We start from the raw sequence: 21,588 nt of genomic DNA on the forward strand, positions 1-21,588 counted from the left end.
CGAACCATGCCTGTCTTGCTAGCAATCATAAAAATCGTGGCAGTCCTTCTGGCAATCTTAGTGTTGCTCATCGTAACGGCTTTGCTACTGCCATTGGGATTCTCTTTCGATTACCATTTGGGAAGATTTCGCGTGGAGGCTATCTATGGCCCGCTGCGCCGCACCGTGTGGGCGCACCGCTCGGGGCACCAGCGGCATGCCAAAGCGGAAACGCCAAAAGCGGAGGTGGCTGTGCCGAAACGTGTGGTTCCGGAAACGCCTCCTTCTGCAGAAAAACAGCCTAAAAAACCTAAGGCGGAAGCAAGTGCCAGTCAACAAGTACTTCCCACCGGAGAATTTGTGCCGCCAATTCAGGAAGGGTTACCGCCTGATGAAGAAGAGGCAGAACTTCCTTCCGGTGCCAGAAGCCGGCTGGAACGAGTGCTCGATTTGTTGGAAGAGGATCCGAAAGCGCTGGCCAACTGTGTGTTGGCACATATGCGGTGGTTGGATCGCCATTCCCTTTTTAAAATAAAAGTGCGTCATCTGCATGTGTATTGGACCGTGACCTGCGAGGATGCTTCTCGCACTGCGATTGTCTATGGTGCAGAGATGGCTGCTTTTAATACGGCGTTATCACTGGCACAGCAGGTGATTCGTTTGCAAAGTGATGTGTTGTGGCTAGAACCGGATTTTACAGGCGAACATCGTGCCAAACGCAAAGTTTCTTTTGTCGTTTCGGCCAGTGCGATTTTAATGATTCACCTGCTGTATCGCGTTTGGAAAGATCCGTTGTTACAACCGGCAGCGCAAACTGAACCACAAACAAATTAAAACCATAAGTATTTTATAACTGGGAGGCATTTTTATGGCAGAACATCCGATTCAAGGTCTGATGGGCGTTACCATTGATAAGATCCGTGAAATGGTTGATACCAGCACCATCATTGGCGATCCGATTCATGTGGATGCCATTACTACGATCATTCCGGTGTCTCGCGTCACGTTTGGCTTTGCATCGGGCGGCTCCGATGTGGCGCCTAAATCCGACAAGCAGATGTTTGGCGGCGGCACGGGGGCCGGTGTGTCGGTTACGCCGGTAGCATTTTTGGTGATTTCTGGCGGCAATGTTCGTACCGTTCAACTGATTGAAAAAGTGACGGCAGTGGATAATGCGATCGCAGCGCTGCCGGAACTGGTGGAAAAGATTACCGCGATGATCAAGAAGGAAAAGCCCGATGAGGCTGCTCCGGAAGCATAAGGAGTAACCATGGCAGAACAACGAATTCAAAAAGTGCTGGCGGATCAGGGAATTTGTTCCCGCCGAGAAGCGGAACGACTGATTGCAGCCGGAAAAGTAAAAGTCAATGGACACCCGGTAGGGTTGGGCGACAAGATGGACCCCGATTATGATAAGGTTTCTATTGATGGCAAGAATGTTCGCATTGTGCGGAAACGGCAGTACACATATATTATGCTGCATAAACCTCGGGGCTATCTGACGACCCGCTCCGACGATCGTGGACGCAAAACGGTGATGGATCTTGTGTCCGATGTGCCGGCCATGCTGCGCCCCGTGGGTCGTTTGGATAAGGACAGCGAGGGATTGCTGTTGATGACTGATGACGGAGCCTTTATCAATTTGCTGACGCACCCTTCGGGCGGCGTGGGTAAACTGTATCGTGTCACGGTGAATCCCCGTGCCACCGAGGAACAGGTAGTGCAGATGGCATCGGGTGTGGTACTGGATGACGGAGTCAAGACCCAACCTTGTGTAATCCATGTGGTGACGGATGAACCGGGCCGTACGGTGTTGGAAATTACCTTGCATGAGGGCCGCAACCGCCAGATTCGACGGATGTGCTCTGCTGTGGGCTTGCAGGTGGTGCGCTTGAAACGCAATGCGGAAGGTCCGGTCAAGTTAGGGATGCTTCAGCCGGGAGAGTACCGCGAGTTGAAAAAATCTGAAATTACTGCACTGCGTAATGCGGCACAGAAATCTTCCCGTACGTCGACGCCCCAAAAGGCGGAAAAACCTCGCCGTCCGGGACCATTGACGCGTCGTAAGGATTGAATGACAAAAAAAGCTGCGCGAAATACAAAAAAGTGGGAAAAAATCCAGAAAAATGGAAGACTTTCTACTTGTGGAATTTTACACAAAGTAGTATAATTGTGCCAAATGACATATTTTTATGAACATTTTCACAAAAAACAGTCAGTCTTATCATAGGAGGTCACTGTATGGCAGCAAAGAAACCCAGCAAGGCAGAGATCCTTGCAGCATTTTTTGATGACGGTGCGTATTCGCCGTTGTATACGGAGGGCGCCGTCAGTGCGGCGTATGGCTGTGCCAACGGGCAGAGCGTGTATGTTGTGGTAGAAAACGGGGAGCCTATCGGCGTGCAGGATATTCGTAAGAATATCCGTGTGTTAGAGATGGCAGCCGAGACTGGCGCTCCGGTAGTTACGTTCTGCGATTCTACCGGTGCCAAATTGGATGGCGGGTTGGAGCTGCTTAACGCAACGGCAGCTCTGACGGCTGAGATCGCACGGGTTTCCGGTGTTGTGCCGCAGATTGCGGTTGTTACCGGCACCTGCGCGGGCACCAGTGCCATCAACGCTGCGGCGGCGGATGTCTGCGTCATGGCTGAAGATGCTGAGTTGTTCTTGAATGCCCCGTTTACGGCAGAGGACAGCGTTGGCGGTGCCGGCACGGTTGCATTTGCTGCCAAAGCTGGCGTTGCAGCGGTAACGGCGGCGGATGCTGTGGCGGCTGCCAAGCAGGCGGCGAGCATTGTGGCGCTGTTGCCTGCCAACAATTTGGCAGGGCCTGCGCTGTTTGACTTCGCGGCTCCTACCAAGACGCTCACGCTGGCGAAATATACGGCAGCGGATGCTGTGGCGGCGCTGGCTGATGCGGATAGTGTAGTAGAACTGTATAGTGGCTATGGTAAGAATATTGTCACGGCGCTGGCCACCATCAATGGCAGTGCTGTGGGCATTGTGGCTACGGAAAAGAACGCTATCTGCCATAAGTGCACCGCAAAAGCGGCTCGTTTTGTCCGCTTGTGCGACGCTTACAGCATTCCTGTGGTTACCGTAGTCAACAGTGACGGTTTCGTGAAGAGCGAGGGTGACGATCAGGCGGGCGGTATCCGTCAGGCAGCCCGTATGGCAGGCGTTTACGCAGAGGCTACTACGGCGAAAGTCGCTGTGCTGGTGGGCGATGCCATTGGACCTGTCTACACGGTATTCGCAGCTTGTGCTGATTGGCGTGTGGCAGTCAAGGGCTGCACGATTGCCCCGCTGGCGCCTGAAACGGCGGTCAGCGTTCTGTACAAGGATGAGATCTACGCTTCTGATAATATTGCCAACGCCACCAAGGCAAAAGCTGCCGCTTATGCCAAGGAAGTTTGTGGTGCTGAGGCTGCGGTTCAAAACGGCGCGGCTGACGCGGTCTGCGACGCAGCAAGTGCTCGCAACGCGGTTGCACAGGCTCTGGATATGTTGGCAAGCAAGCGCGCGGTTCGTTTGGCCAAGAAACATGGCAATATTACTCTGTAAGCAACCGCGCATAAAATACAATCTTCAACCTTGATTTTTAAGGAGGAACTTCCTATGAAAAACCTGATCGTTACCGTCAACGGTGTCGCTTATAATGTTACGGTGGAGGAAGGCACCGGAGCTCCTGTTGCAGCAGCTCCCGCTGCACCCGCACCGGCTCCTGCCGCTGCTCCTGCTCCCGCCGCTCCTGCAGCGCCTGCCGCTCCCGCCGGAGCCGCCGGTGCAGTGGTCGTGAATGCTCCGATGCCCGGCAATATCCTTGATGTTAAGGTCAAACCCGGTGATTCTGTCAAGGCCGGTGATACGTTGCTCATTCTCGAGGCGATGAAGATGGAAAATGAAATCAGCGCCCCGCAGGATGGCACCATTGCCAGTGTGGACGTGCGCAAGGGCGATGTCGTGGATTCCGGCGCGCTGCTGTGCACCATGAACTAATCGAAAGACGAGGTGAATGACATTGGCTAAGAAACCCATTAAAATTACCGAGGTCGTTCTGCGCGATGCGCACCAGTCTTTGCTCGCCACTCGTATGACGATGGATGAAATGCGTCCTATCCTGCCTGAGATGGATAAGATTCCGTATTTCTCTGTGGAATGCTGGGGCGGCGCTACGTTTGACTCCTGCATCCGCTTCCTCGATGAAGATCCGTGGGAACGTCTGCGCATTCTGCGCAAAGAACTGCCCCACCAGAAACTGCAGATGCTGTTCCGCGGCCAGAACATGTTGGGCTACCGTCCCTACGCTGACGATGCGGTAGAGTATTTCGTACAGAAATCGGTTGCCAACGGTATCGACGTCATTCGTATCTTTGATGCGCTGAACGATCCCCGTAACTTGCAGACGGCCATTAAGGCGGCCAACAAGGAAGGCGCCCACGTACAGGCTTGCATTAGCTATACGCTGAGCCCTGTACATAACAATGAGTATTTCGCCAAGTATGCAAAGACCTTGGAGGAAATGGGCGCGAATTCTATCTGCATCAAGGATATGGCAGGTTTGCTGAAACCCTACACCTGCTATGATCTTGTGAAGGAACTGAAGTCCACGGTCAGCATTCCGGTGGATATTCATAGCCATTACACGGCCGGTTTGGCTTCTATGTCCATTCTCAAGGGTATTGAAGCGGGTGCCGATATTATTGACACCGCTATGAGCCCGCTGGCGCTGGGTACTTCCCATATGCCCACCGAGAGCTTGGTGGCCGCTTTGCAGGGGACCGATTACGACACCGGTTTGGATTTGAACCAGTTGAACGTGGTACGTGCTTACTTCGCGAAGCTGCGTGAGAAGTATATTGCCAACGGTCAGATTAGTCCCAAGTCTTTGGGTGTCGATGCCAACACGTTGCTCTATCAGGTGCCGGGCGGCATGTTCTCCAACATGCTCAAGCAGTTGAAGGATGCTGGCAAGGAAGACAAGCTGGACGAAGTACTGGCAGAGATTCCTCGTGTGCGTGAGGATGCAGGCTATCCGCCGCTGGTCACGCCGACCAGCCAGATCGTTGGTACGCAGGCCGTCTTTAATGTCATTCTGGGTGAGCGTTATAAGATGGTCACCAAGGAATTTAAAGGCTTGGTCCATGGCGACTATGGCAAGACCCCTGCGCCCATCAAGAAAGAGTTTAGCGACTTTATCTTGAAAGGCGAGGAACCCATCACTTGCCGCTTTGCCGATACGCTGGAGCCTGAGATGGACAAGCTGAAGGCTGAAGCTGCTAAGTATGCGATTCAGGAAGAGGACGTTTTGACCTATGCTATGTTCCCGCAGGTCGCGCCCAAGTTCTTCGAAAAGCGGAATGCCCGTCTGCAGGGTGTAGATGCGCTGCATGCGGATTATGAAAATAAGTCTCATCCCGTTTAAGAAATGAATAAAGCCGCTCCCGCTTTGTGCGGGGGCGGCTTTTTGTAGTCTGGGTGTAAAAAATCGGGGGAAAAGCAGGGGAAAGCAATCCTTGCGCCTTGCATCTTGGCAGTAAAAATAGTACAATATACAATATATGTGTTTCTGGGACCGGAACAAAAACAGGCATGAGGTGTAGGATATGGTTTTAAGCATGACAGGCTATGGCCGTGCCGGAGCATTGCTGCATGGTCGCGATATTAAAGTGGAACTGCGCAGTGTAAATGCACGCTTCTTTGAATATTCTTCCCGGTTGCCGCGCTCCTGCGCTTTTTTGGAAGATAAGCTGAAAAAACTTGTGGCCTCTAAAGTTAGCCGCGGCAAGGTGGAATTGAGCCTTTCCATCCAGTCGGTTACGGCAGCCGATACGGTGGTGACGGTAAACTGGCAGTTGGCGCAAGGGTACCGTGCGGCACTCAACGCCATGTCGGAACGGATGGACCTGAAAAACGATGTGACTGCCGGCATGCTGGCTCGCTTTCCCGATGTGCTGACCCAGACTGCAGCGCCTACCGATGAAGAGGAACTCTGGCAGGATGTGCAATCTGTGGCAGAGCAAGCTGTGGAGGCTTTTGTCGCCATGCGGGCAACCGAAGGCGAAAAGCTGAAGGAAGATGTGGCGAACCGCCTTACGACGATTGAAACGCTGGTCGCACAAATCGAGCAAGATAGTGCCGGTCGTGTACAAGCGTACAGCGATAAATTGTACGCTCGCTTGCAGGAATTGTTAGGGGACCGAAGCATTGATGAAGCACGTTTGGTGACCGAGGCGGCCATTTTTGCGGATAAAACAGCCATCGACGAGGAAACCGTTCGTCTTCATAGTCATGTTGCTCAGTATCGCGAGATTCTGGAACTGAACGAGCCGATTGGCCGTAAATTGGATTTCTTAACGCAGGAATTGAACCGGGAATCCAATACCATTGGCTCCAAGTGTCAGGATGTGGCGATTACGCGTCTGGTAGTGGAACTGAAGTCCGAGATTGAGAAAATCCGTGAACAAATTCAAAATATTGAGTAAGGAACCGTTATGAAACTGATCAATATTGGGTTTGGCAATATGGTAAATGCGGACCGCGTAATTGCGGTTGTCAGCCCAGATTCGGCCCCCATCAAGCGGCTTGTGCAAGATGCCCGGGAAAAGGGAGCATTGATTGATGCTTCTTATGGGCGGCGTACACAGGCGGTTCTGGTGATGGACTCCGATCATGTTATATTGTCCGGCATCGCATTGGACAGTGTGACGGGCCGTTTCGCGCAGGAAGAGAAGGAAGAATAAGAGGTAGGAAGTATGAAAGTCGAAAAGTATCTGTTTGTTGTGTCAGGTCCGTCTGGCACCGGCAAAGACACGGTGGTGGCTAACCTGTTGAAGAATCATCCTGAAATTCAGCACACGGTGTCTGCAACTACCCGCGCTCCGCGGGAAGGGGAAAAGGATGGCATCAACTACCATTTTATGTCCGTGGCGGATTTTGAAGATCATCTGGCCCATGACCAAATTGTGGAACACACCCAATATTGCGGGAATTATTACGGAACGCTGCGCAGCGAAATCGAGACTCGCATGGAGCGGGGCATCCCGGTAATTCTTGTCATTGAAGTGGAGGGGGCTGGGAACATCAAGCGGATGTACCCCGGTGCCACGACGATTTTTATTTTGCCCCCGGATATGGAGGAGCTGGAGCGTCGGCTGTGTAACCGTGGTACGGAAGATGAGCAGACAATCCAGCGCCGTCTGAAACGTGCCGAAACGGAAATTGCCAATTCGGTGGATTACGACGAACATGTGGTGAATGTGCAGGTTGAAACTTGCGCTGAGAGCCTATACGCTATTATTCAGTTCCGCTTGAAACACGGCAAGGACGAATGACACTTTCCATCGCACAGGTCGCAGTGGATAATGCGACCATTCATTTCGATAAATTGTATTCCTACCGAGTACCGGAAACGCTTAACGGTCGAGTTTGGGCGGGGAGTATGGTGCTGGTGCCGTTTGGGCGGGGAGATAAACCTCGTATGGCGGTCGTTCTAAGTGTAGAGGACGTGGCGGAAGAAGAAGCACCTAAACGTCTAAAAACCTTGCATGATGCAGCTCCAGAGCAGACTCGCTTGACGCCGGATTTGTTAGAGTTGGTTCGCTTTCTTAAAGAACGGACTTTCTGTACATGGTTCGAGGCGGTAAAAGCGGTAATTCCTTATGGCGCTCAGTATCGCGCGGCTCTTGTAAATGGGAAGCCTGTCATGCAAAGCCGGTTAAGTCGTTCCACAGAGCGGGTCTATACCTTGGTGGGGGAATTGCCTCAAAAGCCAAAGCCGGGACCGCGTCAGGCAGCGGCGGTAGAGGCTTTGCGGGCAGGGCCTATGACCGCTCATCAACTGGATGAGGTCGGAATCTCCAAGCCTACGTTAGATTCCCTTTGCGAAAAAGGCGTTTTGGCGGTTGCTCAACAGGATAAAGCACTGGATCTTTTTGCGGGCATTCCGTTTGATCCTCAGCCCATTCAGTTGGCCGAAGAACAGCAGCAAGCGTTTGACGCCCTCCTGCCGGATCTGGAAGATGCCAAACCCCATGCCGCGTTGCTGCATGGGGTGACAGGCAGCGGAAAGACCATGGTGTTTCTCAAACTGATTGAGCGCACGCTGGCGCTGGGGCGAAAGGCGTTGGTCCTTGTGCCGGAAATCAGCCTGACCCCGCAGATGATTCGCCGTCTAAAGTCCACGTTTGGAAGTCGACTGGCAGTGCAACATTCGGCACTGAACAATACCGAACGCCTGCTGCAATGGCGGATGATTCAACAAGGCAATGCTGATATTGTGGTGGGGACCCGAAGTGCTGTTTTCGCGCCGTTGCAAAATATTGGTCTTATCATTATCGACGAGGAGCAAGAACACACCTATCAAAGTGAATCGGCTCCGCGGTATGATGCCCATGACCTTGCTAAAAAGCGCGCGGCGATGGAAAACGCTTTGTTGGTATTTGCGTCGGCTACGCCGTTGACGGAAACGTATCACGCCGCAGAGTGCGGCAAGTACAAATTGCTTACCCTTACCCAGCGCTACGGCGGGCGTCCGCTGCCGCGGGTGGATTTTATTGATATGCGGGCTGAACTGGCGGCTGGAAATCCCCGTGAAGTCAGCAGCCGCATGGCTCAGGAGTTGCAAAAGAATCTGGAGGCAGGGGAACAGAGCATTCTGCTGCTGAACCGCCGCGGGTATCACACGGTGGGGATGTGCGGTACCTGTGGACATGTTCTCAAATGTCCCAACTGTAGCGTGCCGTTGGTTTACCATAAGCCGCAGCAAGCGCTCATGTGCCACCATTGCGGCCATACGGTCCGGCCATTGCCGCAACTCTGCCCGGAATGTGGAGGAAAGCTCCTTTATAGTGGGTTTGGCACACAGCGGGTGGAGGAAGAACTGACGGAATTGCTGCCTACAGCCCGTATTTTACGGATGGATCAGGATTCCACCAGTCAAAAGAATGCCCACGAAACCATGTTGGCGCAATTTGGCCGACAAGAATACGACATTTTGCTGGGAACCCAAATGGTGGCCAAGGGTCTTGACTTCGAAAAGGTGACGCTGGTTGGTGTTTTAGGGATTGACTCGCTTTTGTTTGGTCAAGGATTCCGGGCCTATGAAAGCGTGTTCAGTCTGGTCACGCAGGTCATAGGCCGTGGAGGACGGGCTGCACTGCCGGGGCGGGCGTTGATTCAAACCACCGTTCCGAATCATCCCGTTTTACAGTTGGCAGCGGCACAAGATTACGAGGCGTTTTACCGGGAAGAAATTACTTTCCGAAAATTTGGACTTTACCCACCGTTTTGTGCCTTTTGCGTTGTTGGGTTTGTTGGCGGGCAGGAAGGCGCTGTGGCTATGGCCGCACATCGCTTTGGGGTGTTGCTGGCGGAACGCGCTGCACAGCATCCGAAGATGCCCTTGCGCCTACTAGGACCGGCACCGATGGGCATTACAATGCTTAATGGCAAGTATCGATATAAGTTGACGCTCAAATGCCGAAATGACGCGGCATTTCGCGCTCTTCTGCGGGAGACGCTCGATGCCTATGCGGAAGAGAAATTGCCGCAGAAGGCGTCTGTGGTTTTGGATTTCAACTCTGACGGAGATTTATAAGTTTAGTATTGGAGGTAGTTCTCTTATGGCACTTCGCACGATTGTACAGGACGGAGATCCCATCCTGAAAAAAGTATGCCGCCCTGTTACCAAATTCGATGATCGTCTGGGAATTTTGCTGGATGATATGAAGGAAACTTTGCTGGAGGCGAATGGTCTAGGATTGGCCGGACCTCAGGTCGGTATGATGCGCCGTTTGTTTATCTGCTTGGATGACCGCGACATGCCGGAGGAAGTTCCCGAAAATTACGAATACAAATTTATTGAGTTCATCAATCCCGAGATTTTGGAACTCAGTGAGGACAAGGTGGAACTCTATGAGGGTTGCTTGTCTTTCCCGGGACATAATGGTGCGATTGCTCGTTCCAAACATGTCAAGGTGAAGGCACAGGACCGACACGGCGAATGGTTTGAGATGGAGGCAGACGATATGTTGGCTCGCTGCATCCAGCATGAAAATAACCATTTGGACGGTATTACCATCATGGACTTGGCCACCCATTTTTATGAGGATGACTATCCCGAGGAAGACGAGGACTAACGCATGAAGATCCTGTTCATGGGAACCCCCGACATTGCAGCAGAAAGTCTGGAGGCTTTACTGCAGGCGGGGCATGAAATCTGTGCGGTTTTTACCCGGCGCGATAAACCGGTGGGGCGCAAACAGATTTTAACAGCACCACCAGTTAAGCAACTGGCGGAACAACATGGGATTCCGGTTTACCAGCCGCGTACATTACGGGATGGCTCTTCCGATGATCTGATTCGTGATTTGGCACCGGAGATTATCGTGGTGGTGGCCTATGGATGCATTATCCCGCCGCAACTGCTGCATGTGGCCAAATATGGATGCATCAACCTGCATGTTTCTTTGCTGCCTCAGTACCGGGGGTCTGCACCCATTCAGTGGGCGGTGCTTCACGGGGATGCTCAGACGGGCGTATCGATTATGCAGTTGGATGAAGGTCTGGATACGGGCGATGTATTGATGGTGGAACCGGTGGACATTGAACCGGAGGAAACCAGTGGTCAGTTATTTGACCGGGTTAGTGCCATCGGTGCCAAGACTTTGGTCAAGGCACTGGAAAAATTGCAGGCAGGAGAGCTTCACCCCCAACCGCAGGATCATGCAAAGGCAACGCTGGCTCCGCCGCTTAACAAAGAAATGGCGCAATTTACTTTCACACAGGAGGCTGCGCAGATCCACAACTGGGTACGGGGGATGAACCCTTGGCCGGTTGCGTGGTTTGAGCAGAACGGCAAGCGCATCAAGGTGTTGGAGTGCCGTGTGGCCGAAAACGAAAGTGGTGCATTGCCCGGCACGGTAGTATCCTTAAAGCCGCTGACGATTGCCGCAGGTAGTGGAGCGGTAGCATTGCTGACTGTAACACCGGAAGGTGGTAAACCTATGGCAGGTACTGCTTGGGCGGCAGGACGTCGCCTAAAAGTGGGGGATTCGCTGTGACGCCCCGCCGATTGGCCGTTAAGGCACTGATGCATCAAGAGCAGGCAGGATATGCCAATCTGGTCTTGGATGCGGAGCTGAGAAAGTGTGTGCCGCCGCTGGAGGCGCGAGATGCTGCGTTTGCAGCAAGAATTTTTTATACAGTTCTTGAATATCAGCCATTATTGGATTCCCTGTTGAACCGATTTTGTAAAAAGCCGGTAGAAAAAATGGACGCCCCGGTGCGTGCCATTTTGCGGGCGGGGTTGGCACAAGCGCGCTACATGGAGGTGCCGTTGCCGGCGGCGGTGAATGAATCGGTCAAATTGACCAAGGCTATGGGAAAAACCAGTGCGGCTGGAATGGTCAATGCAGTTTTACGCCGTGCCGCAGTGGTGTCGGTGCAGCCGGAAGACTTTGCCGATCCGTTGGAACGGTTACAGGTATACGAGTGCTTATCGCCGTCTGTAGCAAAGCTGTTGTATGAACAGTATGGACAAGAGGCGTTTGCGTTGGCGGAGGCGTTCCGCGCAAGTTCTGTTTCTGCAATCCGAGTGAATACTCTGCAGACCAGCGACGAGGCACTGACCGAAGAACTGCGAGCTGCGGGACATACGGTCCAAGAAGGGCCATGGCCACACGCCTTACTGGTTGCGTTTCAAGGGTCGCCGGCCACAGGAGCCGCATTTACAAGAGGCGATTACCATGTACAAGGTTTAGCCAGTCAATTTGCAGCTTTATGTGTACAAGCAAAACCCGGACAGAAAGTGTTGGACCTTTGTGCAGCACCAGGCGGCAAAAGCTTGACCCTTGCCCAGCAGATGGAAAACACTGGGGCGTTGATCAGCGGAGAAGCTGTTCCGGCTCGGGTAACGCTCATTGAAAAAGCGTTTGCACGATGTGGTGTGACCTGCGGGAAAGCAGTTCATAACGATGCGACGATTCGGCGCGATGACTGGGGCCGCTTTGACCGGGTACTCTGTGATGTGCCTTGTTCCGGCTTGGGCGTCATTGCGAAAAAGCCGGACATCCGTTATAAAGATTTAGCGGGTATGGAGAATTTGTGCGCCATTCAGCAAAAAATCTTGCAAAATGGGGCGGATTCTCTTGCCGAAAACGGCCGTTTGGTGTATTCTACCTGTACGGTCAATTCTCAGGAGAACCAAGCGCAAATCGAATGTTTCCTGCGCAAGAATCCGGATTTTCGGGTGGTCGCGCCGGAAATTTCCTTGCCCGGCATGCAGGCGGGCCCTTTGGGAACCCTGTTTTTGCCGCATAAAACCGGTACAGATGGCTTTTTTGTAGCCATTTTGGAAAAACTTTCGACATAATTTTGGTTTATACTATAATGATGGAAGTTTCGGGAAAGGAGGGGAAATCTATGGGTGAGACAGAAAAAATTTGTTTATCGGATCTGACGCTGGACCATCAGACCGCATATTTGGTGGGGCTGGGACAGCCGAAATTTCGTGCAAAACAGATTTTTAAATGGCTGCATCAAAAATTGGTGACGGATTTTTCCCAAATGACCGATCAGCCCAAGACGTTATTGACGCTGTTGGAAGAGCAATGTACCATCGCGGCACCGAGTATTCGCCGCAGGCAGCAATCAAAAGATGGTACGGTTAAGTATCTCTTGCAACTGGCAGATGGCAACTGTATTGAAACGGTACTCATGCGGTACAAGTACGGTAACACCGTTTGCGTGTCTACACAAGTAGGGTGCGCGATGGGATGCCGATTTTGCGCGTCTACGCAAGCGGGCCGTGTGCGGGATTTGACGCCCGGAGAGATCGCCTCGGAAGTGTATACGGCGCAGAAAGATACCGGCGAACGTGTCTCGCACATCGTGTTAATGGGAATCGGAGAACCGCTGCATAACTTCGACAATGTGATGGACTTTCTGGAAATCATTTCCTGTCCAGAAGGTGTTAACATTGGCATGCGTAACATCAGCCTTTCCACCTGTGGTCTGGTTCCGAAGATTGATGAATTGGCTAAGCGGCATTTACAGTTGACGCTTTCCGTTTCGCTGCATGCGCCGGATAACAAGGTTCGGTCCTCCATGATGCCGGTGAACGATGCATACCCGCTGGAGGAACTGATTCCTGCTTGCAGGCGCTATCAGAAAGAAACCGGTCGCCGTATCAGTTTTGAATATTCCATGGTCCGCGGCGTCAACGACAGCGCGGAGATGGCGCAAAAGCTGGCGCATTTGATTCAGGGGATGGGAGCCCACGTAAATTTGATTCCCATCAACCCGGTGGATGGCAGCCCATATTCCGCCACGGATGAAGCCAACGTGCGCCGGTTCCAACAGGAGTTGGAACATTTGGGGGTCAATGCAACGGTAAGGCGGCGGTTGGGCACTGATATTAGCGCGGCCTGCGGTCAGCTACGGCGGGAAGATGCCCAACAAGCAGCCACCCAATGAACTGGAAAGACTATATTCTGTGAGTGAGTAAACCAAGGAAAGGAACGTCCTGAATGAAGATCGCCGCGATCACCGATATCGGCAGTTGTCGCCAGGAAAATCAAGATAATTACTGTGCGCAGCAGCTGGCGGGCGGTACGGCCTGGGGCATTGTATGTGATGGCATGGGGGGCGTGAACGGCGGGCGAATTGCAGCCCGCATAGCAACGGATACCATGCAGCAATATTTTGCCAGACAGATGCGTGCATTACAGCCGGGGGGAGAAAAAAGTTTTATCATGCGGGGGTTCGATGTGACGAACCGCGCTGTGTATGATAAAGCAACTTCGGACCCCGAAATGTTAGGCATGGGAACAACCGGCGTGTGCGCGTATGCAGGCAATGGCTATGCACATATTGTTCATGCCGGGGATTCCCGAGCGTATCTGTATCATGAAGGTGACTTGCGGCAGATTACGCGGGATCACTCTATGGTACAGCAGCTGGTAGATAGCGGCCAGATCACGCGGGAACAAGCGTCTCTTCATCCGCAGAAAAACCTGATCACCCGTGCATTGGGGGTCGCGGCCAATATCGTGCCGGAATACAACCGCTGTGAGATAGAGGCCGGAGATATTTTGCTTTTGTGTACTGACGGACTGACCAACATGGTTCCGGATAGTGAGATTGCCCGGATCTTGAAAGAAGTTCCGTTTTTTGATGCCACCAACATTTTGGTGGACCGTGCGCTGCAGGCGGGCGGACAGGATAACATCACGGTTTTGCTAATGGGCGTGGAAACAACGGAGGTCAACAATGGATAATCTGATTGGGAAACGACTGGATGGCCGGTATTTGATTCAAAGTCTGGTCGGTGTCGGCGGCATGGCCAACGTGTACCGCGGTGTCGATGAAAAGACTGGAAATGCCATCGCGGTGAAAGTACTGAAAGAAGAGTTTTTGGATAACGAGGAACTGGTTCGCCGCTTCAAAAATGAGTCTAAGGCGATTTCTATTCTGGATCATCCCAACATCGTCAAAGTATATGATGTGTCAGTCACCGATCGTCTGCAATATATTGTGATGGAATACGTGGATGGCATCACGCTGAAGGAATATCTCAAACAGCGCGGTGGAGCCCTTACTTGGAAAGAAACCGTACACTTTGCTACGCAGGTGTTGGGGGCTTTGCAGCATGCACATTCCAAGGGAATTATTCACCGGGACGTTAAGCCGCAGAACATCATGCTGTTGGCAGATGGCTCCATCAAAATGATGGACTTTGGCATTGCTCGCTTCTCTCGCGCACAAAGCCAGACGGTCAGCGATAAAGCCATTGGCTCGGTGCATTACATCAGCCCTGAACAGGCAAAAGGCGACAAGACCGATGCTCGTACCGATATCTATTCGGTGGGCGTGATGCTGTATGAGATGCTCTCTGGCCGGTTGCCCTTTGATGGGGACGGTGCGGTGTCCATTGCAATCATGCAGATTTCCGATAAGGCAAAGCCGTTGGCGCAGGTTGCGCCCAACGTGCCGGAAGGCCTTCGTCAGATCACGGAAAAGGCCATGGAAAAAGATCCTGCCAAACGCTATCAAAGTGCGCAGGAAATGTTGAACGCTATTGAGGAATTTAAGCGTAACCCGTCGGTGCGCTTCGAATACGAGTACAGAAATATGCAGGATAATCCCGAAAAGAGCATTAACCGTGTTGTCAACAACGCAAAAGCCGGCAGCAAGGGCAGCAATATCCGCACCAGCGAGGCGCGCCGTGTGGGAACCTCCAATCCCGGTCGGAGCAAATCCAGCAAGAAAAAGAATAAAGAGAAAAAGCCGTTTTCTCTTTTGCCGATCTTCTTCGGCATGGCGGTGGCCTTTGTAATCGGCGCGGCCATTTTGGTCTATTTGATTTTCACGAACTCCAGCAACCTGTTGTTCTCTAACCGGCAGGATGTTACGATAGTGAATTTTGTAGGCCAGACGTTGGATGAATACCGTGCGTCGGAGTACAATACGTTGCTCAAATTGCAGGAAGCGGAGGAATACAATTCGACATATCCTGCCGGTACCATCATTCGTCAAAACCCTAAAGCGGGCCGTACGGTGAAGGAAGGCCAAAAAATCACCTTAACGGTTAGTCTGGGAACCCAGTATGTGACCATACCCGAAACCAAAAACATGGTGGCTGCCGATGCAGAGCAAACTCTGAAAGATTTAGGGTTGAACGTGATGCAAAAGCCCATGCAGGATAACACGGTGGCCAACGGTGCGGTAATTTACACCAGCCCTGCGGCGGGAGAAACCGTGGAAGGTGATTCTACGGTGATCATGTATGTGAGCCGTGCGGTGATTGACTCCACAGTGACGATCCCCAGCCTCACGGGTAAGTTGGTCGATGATGCGCGTAGCGACGTGAAGGATTTGAATGTTTCGATCCGCGTGGTGGAGCAGGCTAGCGACCAACCGGCAGGTACGGTTTTGAACCAGAGCCCTGCGGCTGGCACGAAAGCGCGTGTAAGTACAGTAATTACGTTGATTGTTTCTAATGGCATCCCGGAAACGCCAGTGGAAACGCCGGCACCGGAAAATTCGGACGGAACCATTGCCGAAAGCTGGTGGCAGAGCAATGACGGCAGCCATACGATCCACCAGCTGCCGGACGGCACCATGTGGAATGAAGACGGCGTGCTGTGCGACTCGCAAGGCAATCCTAAATAATGATGCAGGGAACGATGGCGTATATTACAAAAGGCATCGGCGGGTTTTACTATGTCCGTACAGAGGACGGCATTGTAGAATGCAAAGCACGCGGTATATTCCGTAAGAGCGGTATTAAGCCGGTGGCAGGCGACAATGTAGTGTTGTCCCCCGACGGCTCGATGATCGATGCGATTTTGCCGCGAAAGAATGTATTTATCCGTCCCCCGGTGGCGAATTTGGATGTCCTCTTTATTGTGGCTAGTACAACCCAGCCGGTTCCCAGTACTTTGGTGCTGGATGAGCTGGCAGCGGCTGCGGTTTATAAAGAGGTGCAGCCGGTCTTGGTTGTGACCAAAGCCGATTTGGCTGCAGCTGACATGCTTAAACAGGCTTATGCTACAAGCAAAATTCCGTTGATTCAACTGCATTATGAGACTGGTGAAGGTCTTGAAGAAATCCGTGGGTATATTCGAGGCCATCTATGTGCATTTTGCGGGAACTCTGGTGTGGGAAAGTCTACGCTTCTAAACGCATTGGCGCCGGAACTGAACCGAGAAACCGGCCAGATTAGCCAAAAGTTGGGACGTGGACGGCATACGACCCGCGAGGTGGAAATTTTCGAAATCTGCGGCGGACGTTTGGCGGATACACCGGGGTTTGCGAGTCTGGAAGCCCAGAAGTTGTGCCGAATCCCCAAAGAGGATTTGCAACACACTTTTCCAGAGTTTGAACCATACTTTGGGCAATGCCGCTTTACGGGGTGCTCGCATCGCAGCGAGACGGGCTGTGCTGTACGTGCCGCGGTAGAGGAAGGCAATATCAGTAAGACGCGCTACGCCAGTTATCTGGCTATGTATGAGGAAGCCAGCGTCCGGAAAGAGTGGGAACGATGAAAAAACGAGCCGTTGTGTTTTCAGCGGTACCGATTGGAACGGAGATGGCCTCCTATCTACAGCCGCAGGATTTTATCGTTGCATGCGATGCGGGGTACCGCAACGCCGCCAAACTGGGGGTGCGGCCGGATCTCATTGTAGGGGATTTCGACTCGGCTCCGCAGCCTGTTACAGATTGGGAAACGATTGTCCTGCCTCACGTGAAAGACGATACCGACACTCAGTTCGCTGCCCGATGGTTGGTTGAACATGGATATGAGGAAGCGGTCCTGTTGGGGGCATTAGGCGGCGCACGTGTAGAGCATATGTTTGCGAATATCTCTACCGGTTTATATTTGAGCCTTCATGGGGTGCATACTGTTTTGGCAGATTCGAAAAGCGAGATGCATTTCCTTTTGCCGGAATGTCCCTTAGCGTTGGCACGCAAGGACTGGATGTATCTGTCGGTTTTTGCACTGGGGGAACCGATGACAGGCGTTACCTTAGAAGGTGTTTACTATCCATTACAAGATGCAACCCTTTCGGAATTGGACTATCCGCTGGGAACCAGCAATGAATTTACCGAACCCATCGCACACTTGCAGTGCCGCACAGGCCATGGTCTTGTGGTACTGACGCGGGCAGATGGGTAACACAGCACAGCAATCGTTGCATAGTATGGCATACATCGCAAGCTGAAAGTGAGGTGTATGCCATGCATGTGGTTGTGGTTCGCTGCCCGCGCGCGTTGCGCTGGCTGCTTCGCGCAGCATTCAAGGTCTAACAACTTCTCAAAAATCCCTGCCGCAAGGCAGGGATTATTTTTTTGCCCCACCGCATATACATGCACCAGACAGTCAACCAAGCAATCAACGGAAAGGGGCAATCAAAGATGGAACTTAAGGTGTTTAAGGACACCATAGCAGCGTATGGCGGGCGATGGGAAACTCGGTTGGAGCTTCCGGTAGAAACGGAGATCCTCATTCCGGACTACCTTCCGGCGGTGTTCAAAATCGTCAAGTGTTTGCTGGAACCGGTAGTGCTGCAAAACCGTGTGACAGGGAACCGGTGGCAAAGCGAAGGCTACCTGCGCTGTACGGTATACTATCAAAGCGATGAGCCGGGATGTAAACTTTACCGTACCGAACAGAAGTTCGCGTTCGAAAAGTCGGTCGAGCTTCCCGCCGGTAATTATGCAGAAGGTCCGGCTCAAGTATGGGGAGAGCCGGAGTACTGCAACTGCCGAGCAGTCAGCGAACACCGCATCGATCTGCGAGGCGCATACATTTTGTGTGGGGCTGTGTTGGTTACCAAAGAATGTGAGCTTCTTACTGCCTTGGCGGACTGCGGTATTGAACAGCGAACGCGCTCGCTGTGTGGATTGAACCGCATTGCTGCGGAAGAAAAGACGTTTACCGCCGAGACAACCCTGCCGATGCCGGATGCAGGCAACGCCATTCTGGATATTGACGGCAGTTTTGTGCTGGGCGGAATATCGCTGCAAACTGGTCAGGCTAGTGTGCAGGGAACGCTGCAAGTACAGGTGTGTTACCAGCCGGAAGGATCGGAAGAATTGATGGTCCGCCAGAAAGAAATTCCGGTGCAACAGTCGGTAGAAGTGCCGGGAATTACCGAAGAGGATACCTGCGTAGTGTGGGGAGAGGTCATGGCGTGTACCCTTACGGCTGCGGAAGGAAGCGGGGAAGCGGAGCTGAATATTACATGGAAGCTGTATCTGACGGCTTGGCATGAATCGACTCGTACAGTGGTGGCAGATGCCTATTCTACAATCTGTCAAACCCAGACGGTGCAGACCAGTTGTAAACTTTTGCGTCAAACAGCGGAAGTGACTGGTCGAGTGCCGGTGGTATTGGAAGATGATCTGCCGAACCCCAATGTGACGGTGAAAGGCTGTTTTGTGACGTTGGGGGCGGCGGTGCCTACAACGGCGGAGAGTGCAGAAGACAAAGAAACTTTCCGCTTATGTGGGAAGGGAGTGGCCCATGTTCTGTGTGCAGACGAACGAGGGGAAGTGACCTGCTACGACAAGACGTTCGTATGGCAGCCAGAAGGAGTCTGGAACGGCAATACGGCAGACGCTTATGCTTGTGCGGGGGCTTCTGTGGTGCGGGTTAACAGCGGTAAGAACGGGGCACAACTGCGGGTGGAATTGGAAATTCAACTGACAGGTGTGTTGTTGCAAGCAGAAGGCCGTGAGGCACTGTGTAACGTAGAACTGGGAGAGGAATACGCAGCAGGAAACGATGGACCGGCTTTGTTCCTGTACTATGCCCGACAGGGAGAGCGCGTGTTTGATATTGCCAAACGTTATCACGCAAGGGCAAGAGATTTGGCAACGGCGAATCATCTGGAAAACGAAGGGGTGCCGCCACAGGACCTTACTACGGAAACGGCATGCCTGCTGATTCCGGCGGCATTGTAAAGGAGGCGCGACTGTGACTCAGGAACAGATCTATCAGAATATTGCACAGCGCACGGGTGGCGACATCTATCTGGGCGTGGTTGGCCCTGTACGCAGCGGTAAGAGTACTTTCATCAAGCGGTTTTCTGAATTGATGTTATTGCCGCATATCCAGAACGAAGCCAGACGGGCCCGTGCGAATGACGAGTTGCCGCAGTCGGCTGCTGGGCGTACGATTATGACCACCGAGCCGAAGTTTATCCCAGAAAAAGCGGTAACCATCGAACTTTCTGGGGGCGGGAGTTTTCGGGCGCGGCTTATCGACTGTGTGGGGTATATGGTCGAGGGGGCGCTGGGACATGAAGAAAACGATGCGCCGCGGCTTGTCAAAAGTCCATGGTTTGATCATGAAGTTCCGTTTGACTTGGCGGCGGAAACCGGGACACGTCGTGTGATTCGTGAGCATGCCACCGTTGGGGTGGTGGTAACCACCGACGGCTCGGTGGCAGATTTGCCGCGGGAGGGGTACTGCGAGGCGGAACAGCGCATTGTGGAGGAATTGGAAGCCATTGGCAAGCCTTATATCATTCTGCTCAACTGTGCCGAGCCGGAATCCGATGAGGCCCAGCAGTTGGCTGCGCAGATGGCAGAGCTTTACCATCATGCAGTGTTTCCCATCAACTGTGTGACGATGACGGCGGATACGATTGACCGGCTTTTGCAAACTCTTTTATACGAATTCCCCGTGCAGGAAATCGCGGTGTATATGCCCAGTTGGGTGACCATGTTGGAAGCGGGGCACTGGCTGCAGAGTACCGTTTACTCTTCAATGTTGGCCTATGCTGGCGGTATTCGAAAGATGGCTGATGTGGCAGGTCATCGACCTCAGCTGGACTGTGAGTATATCGTAGGGACTTCGCTGACCGGCATGGACTTAGCCACGGGAACGGTGCGCATCGCGGCAACCATTGCGCCGGACATCTTTTATAAGATTCTGGGCGAACAAACTGGATTGGAAATTGTGGACGAAGCTAGCCTTTTGCCCTGTGTGGTTAGCTTGGCGCGGGCCAAGCGCGCCTATGACAAGATCAAGTCGGCCTTGGAACAGGTGGAGGCCACCGGCTATGGAATTGTAATGCCGAGCATTGATGAACTGACATTGGAAGAACCGGAGATTGTACGCCAAGGTGGTCAGTATGGTGTTCGGCTTTCAGCCAGTGCACCTAGCCTTCATATCATGCGTGCCAACATTCATACCGAATTGTCCCCGACGGTAGGCAGTGAACAGCAAGGGGAGGAACTAATCAAGAGCTTACTGGCGGATTTTGAAACGGACCCCGGGAAATTGTGGAGTACGAACATTTTTGGGAAAAGCTTAAATGAGCTGGTCAGCGAAGGCGTGCAGGCCAAACTGCTGCATATGCCGCAGGAGGCACGCAACCGGCTTCAGCAGACGTTGGAACGCATAATCAACGAAGGGTGCGATGGCTTGATCTGTATTTTGCTGTGAGATGGGGGAGAAGCCTGTGTTTAAGCGAATGACCCGACAGGAAAAAGAACGTCGTGCCATGCAGGCAGAACTCAAAAGGGCGATGCAGGCATTGCGAGCCAATGAGGTGGCCTTTGAAGAGGCGCAGGACCCATTTTATATCGAACAGCTTACCTATCAGCATGCGGCATTGATGTGCCGGTGTCGAGCGCTGCTTCGGATGTTGCGGGTAGGAGGAGAAGATCCATGACCAAGTATTGGCTATGGGGCTGCGCAGGTGTGTGCCTATGGATTGTGGGGCGATGCGCAGCCCGAGAGCGACATCCTTTACGGACCTTATTGGCTGGAGCTTTGTGTGGGGTAGGAACGTTAGCGACTCTGGCACTATTGGCACCAGTTACAGGGGTCGATTTGCCGCTTAATCGCTTTACCGGCTTTGTGGCAGTGGTGTTGGGACTACCGGGGGTAACAGCGCTACTGCTTGTGCAACTGCTTTTGTAACACTTGCCAAACCGATGCTTTTATGCTATACTAAGCCGAAAACGAGTGGAACATACGACGGCGGGACGGTTCGTAAGAACCGCCTGAGGAAAGTCCGGGCTTCACAGAGGCATGGCAACTGCTAACGGCAGCCGGGGGTGACCCCAGGGATAGTGCAACAGAAAGAAACC

General features: G+C 52.7%; 22 protein-coding genes. All 22 read left to right on the forward strand.

Annotation, left to right across the window (positions count from 1 at the left end):
• Nucleotides 1-6 precede the first annotated feature (6 nt).
• The 22 genes from Q0526_RS16315 (at nt 7) to Q0526_RS18865 (ending at nt 21,418) form a co-directional block, all read left to right on the forward strand.
• Entirely contained in the window at nt 7-813 is an 807-nt protein-coding gene (locus Q0526_RS16315) for a hypothetical protein (protein ID WP_298735932.1), read from the forward strand.
• Nucleotides 814-847: 34 nt separating this feature from the next.
• The gene (gene ytfJ / locus Q0526_RS16320) at nt 848-1,240 is read left to right on the forward strand and encodes a GerW family sporulation protein (RefSeq protein ID WP_298735934.1); all 393 of its coding nucleotides are present in this window, start codon (nt 848-850) and stop codon (nt 1,238-1,240) included.
• Between the two features lie 9 nt (nt 1,241-1,249).
• Nucleotides 1,250-2,053 carry a pseudouridine synthase gene (locus Q0526_RS16325; RefSeq protein ID WP_298735936.1) on the forward strand — a complete coding sequence of 268 codons (804 nt, stop codon included), beginning with the start codon at nt 1,250-1,252 and terminating at the stop codon, nt 2,051-2,053.
• A gap of 167 nt (nt 2,054-2,220) precedes the next feature.
• Complete coding sequence (locus Q0526_RS16330; RefSeq protein WP_298735937.1) at nt 2,221-3,543, forward strand: carboxyl transferase domain-containing protein; 1,323 nt, start codon at nt 2,221-2,223, stop codon at nt 3,541-3,543.
• Nucleotides 3,544-3,597: 54 nt separating this feature from the next.
• A complete protein-coding gene (locus Q0526_RS16335) occupies nt 3,598-3,978 on the forward strand; it encodes a biotin/lipoyl-containing protein (RefSeq protein ID WP_298735939.1) in 381 nt (126 codons plus the stop codon).
• A gap of 22 nt (nt 3,979-4,000) precedes the next feature.
• On the forward strand, nt 4,001-5,404 hold the full coding sequence (locus Q0526_RS16340) for an oxaloacetate decarboxylase subunit alpha (RefSeq protein WP_298735941.1): 1,404 nt from the start codon (nt 4,001-4,003) through the stop codon (nt 5,402-5,404).
• 181 nt (nt 5,405-5,585) lie between these two features.
• Nucleotides 5,586-6,464, forward strand: a complete 879-nt coding sequence (locus tag Q0526_RS16345) for a YicC/YloC family endoribonuclease (protein ID WP_298735944.1) — start codon at nt 5,586-5,588, stop codon at nt 6,462-6,464.
• Nucleotides 6,465-6,473: 9 nt separating this feature from the next.
• Nucleotides 6,474-6,722 carry a DUF370 domain-containing protein gene (locus Q0526_RS16350; RefSeq protein ID WP_298735947.1) on the forward strand — a complete coding sequence of 83 codons (249 nt, stop codon included), beginning with the start codon at nt 6,474-6,476 and terminating at the stop codon, nt 6,720-6,722.
• A gap of 12 nt (nt 6,723-6,734) precedes the next feature.
• The gene (gene gmk / locus Q0526_RS16355) at nt 6,735-7,313 is read left to right on the forward strand and encodes a guanylate kinase (RefSeq protein WP_298735950.1); all 579 of its coding nucleotides are present in this window, start codon (nt 6,735-6,737) and stop codon (nt 7,311-7,313) included.
• A complete protein-coding gene (gene priA, locus Q0526_RS16360; protein ID WP_298735952.1) occupies nt 7,310-9,577 on the forward strand; it encodes a primosomal protein N' in 2,268 nt (755 codons plus the stop codon). Before gmk ends, priA begins: the two co-directional genes overlap by 4 nt.
• A gap of 25 nt (nt 9,578-9,602) precedes the next feature.
• Nucleotides 9,603-10,118, forward strand: a complete 516-nt coding sequence (gene def / locus Q0526_RS16365; protein WP_298735954.1) for a peptide deformylase — start codon at nt 9,603-9,605, stop codon at nt 10,116-10,118.
• Nucleotides 10,119-10,121: 3 nt separating this feature from the next.
• Nucleotides 10,122-11,042, forward strand: coding sequence for a methionyl-tRNA formyltransferase (fmt, locus tag Q0526_RS16370; RefSeq protein WP_298735956.1), 921 nt, complete (start codon nt 10,122-10,124; stop codon nt 11,040-11,042).
• Nucleotides 11,039-12,352, forward strand: a complete 1,314-nt coding sequence (rsmB, locus tag Q0526_RS16375; RefSeq protein ID WP_298735958.1) for a 16S rRNA (cytosine(967)-C(5))-methyltransferase RsmB — start codon at nt 11,039-11,041, stop codon at nt 12,350-12,352. The genes fmt and rsmB overlap by 4 nt, the downstream gene beginning before the upstream one ends.
• Nucleotides 12,353-12,402: 50 nt before the next feature.
• Complete coding sequence (gene rlmN, locus Q0526_RS16380) at nt 12,403-13,455, forward strand: 23S rRNA (adenine(2503)-C(2))-methyltransferase RlmN (RefSeq protein ID WP_298735961.1); 1,053 nt, start codon at nt 12,403-12,405, stop codon at nt 13,453-13,455.
• A 53-nt stretch (nt 13,456-13,508) separates the two neighbouring features.
• Nucleotides 13,509-14,258, forward strand: a complete 750-nt coding sequence (locus Q0526_RS16385; protein WP_298735963.1) for a Stp1/IreP family PP2C-type Ser/Thr phosphatase — start codon at nt 13,509-13,511, stop codon at nt 14,256-14,258.
• On the forward strand, nt 14,251-16,152 hold the full coding sequence (gene pknB / locus Q0526_RS16390; protein ID WP_298735965.1) for a Stk1 family PASTA domain-containing Ser/Thr kinase: 1,902 nt from the start codon (nt 14,251-14,253) through the stop codon (nt 16,150-16,152). Before Q0526_RS16385 ends, pknB begins: the two co-directional genes overlap by 8 nt.
• Nucleotides 16,153-16,166: 14 nt before the next feature.
• Complete coding sequence (rsgA, locus tag Q0526_RS16395; protein ID WP_298735968.1) at nt 16,167-17,027, forward strand: ribosome small subunit-dependent GTPase A; 861 nt, start codon at nt 16,167-16,169, stop codon at nt 17,025-17,027.
• Nucleotides 17,024-17,659 carry a thiamine diphosphokinase gene (locus Q0526_RS16400; protein ID WP_298735971.1) on the forward strand — a complete coding sequence of 212 codons (636 nt, stop codon included), beginning with the start codon at nt 17,024-17,026 and terminating at the stop codon, nt 17,657-17,659. The genes rsgA and Q0526_RS16400 overlap by 4 nt, the downstream gene beginning before the upstream one ends.
• 239 nt (nt 17,660-17,898) lie before the next feature.
• Nucleotides 17,899-19,449, forward strand: a complete 1,551-nt coding sequence (locus tag Q0526_RS16405) for a DUF3794 domain-containing protein (protein ID WP_298735973.1) — start codon at nt 17,899-17,901, stop codon at nt 19,447-19,449.
• Between the two features lie 13 nt (nt 19,450-19,462).
• Nucleotides 19,463-20,938, forward strand: coding sequence for a stage IV sporulation protein A (gene spoIVA, locus Q0526_RS16410; RefSeq protein WP_298735975.1), 1,476 nt, complete (start codon nt 19,463-19,465; stop codon nt 20,936-20,938).
• A gap of 16 nt (nt 20,939-20,954) precedes the next feature.
• Nucleotides 20,955-21,167: a hypothetical protein gene (locus tag Q0526_RS16415; protein WP_298735977.1), complete on the forward strand. Its 213-nt coding sequence runs from the start codon at nt 20,955-20,957 to the stop codon at nt 21,165-21,167.
• Nucleotides 21,164-21,418 carry a pro-sigmaK processing inhibitor BofA family protein gene (locus tag Q0526_RS18865; RefSeq protein WP_366522134.1) on the forward strand — a complete coding sequence of 85 codons (255 nt, stop codon included), beginning with the start codon at nt 21,164-21,166 and terminating at the stop codon, nt 21,416-21,418. Before Q0526_RS16415 ends, Q0526_RS18865 begins: the two co-directional genes overlap by 4 nt.
• Nucleotides 21,419-21,588: the final 170 nt, after the last annotated feature.

It is taken from the genome of uncultured Subdoligranulum sp. (assembly GCF_937890665.1).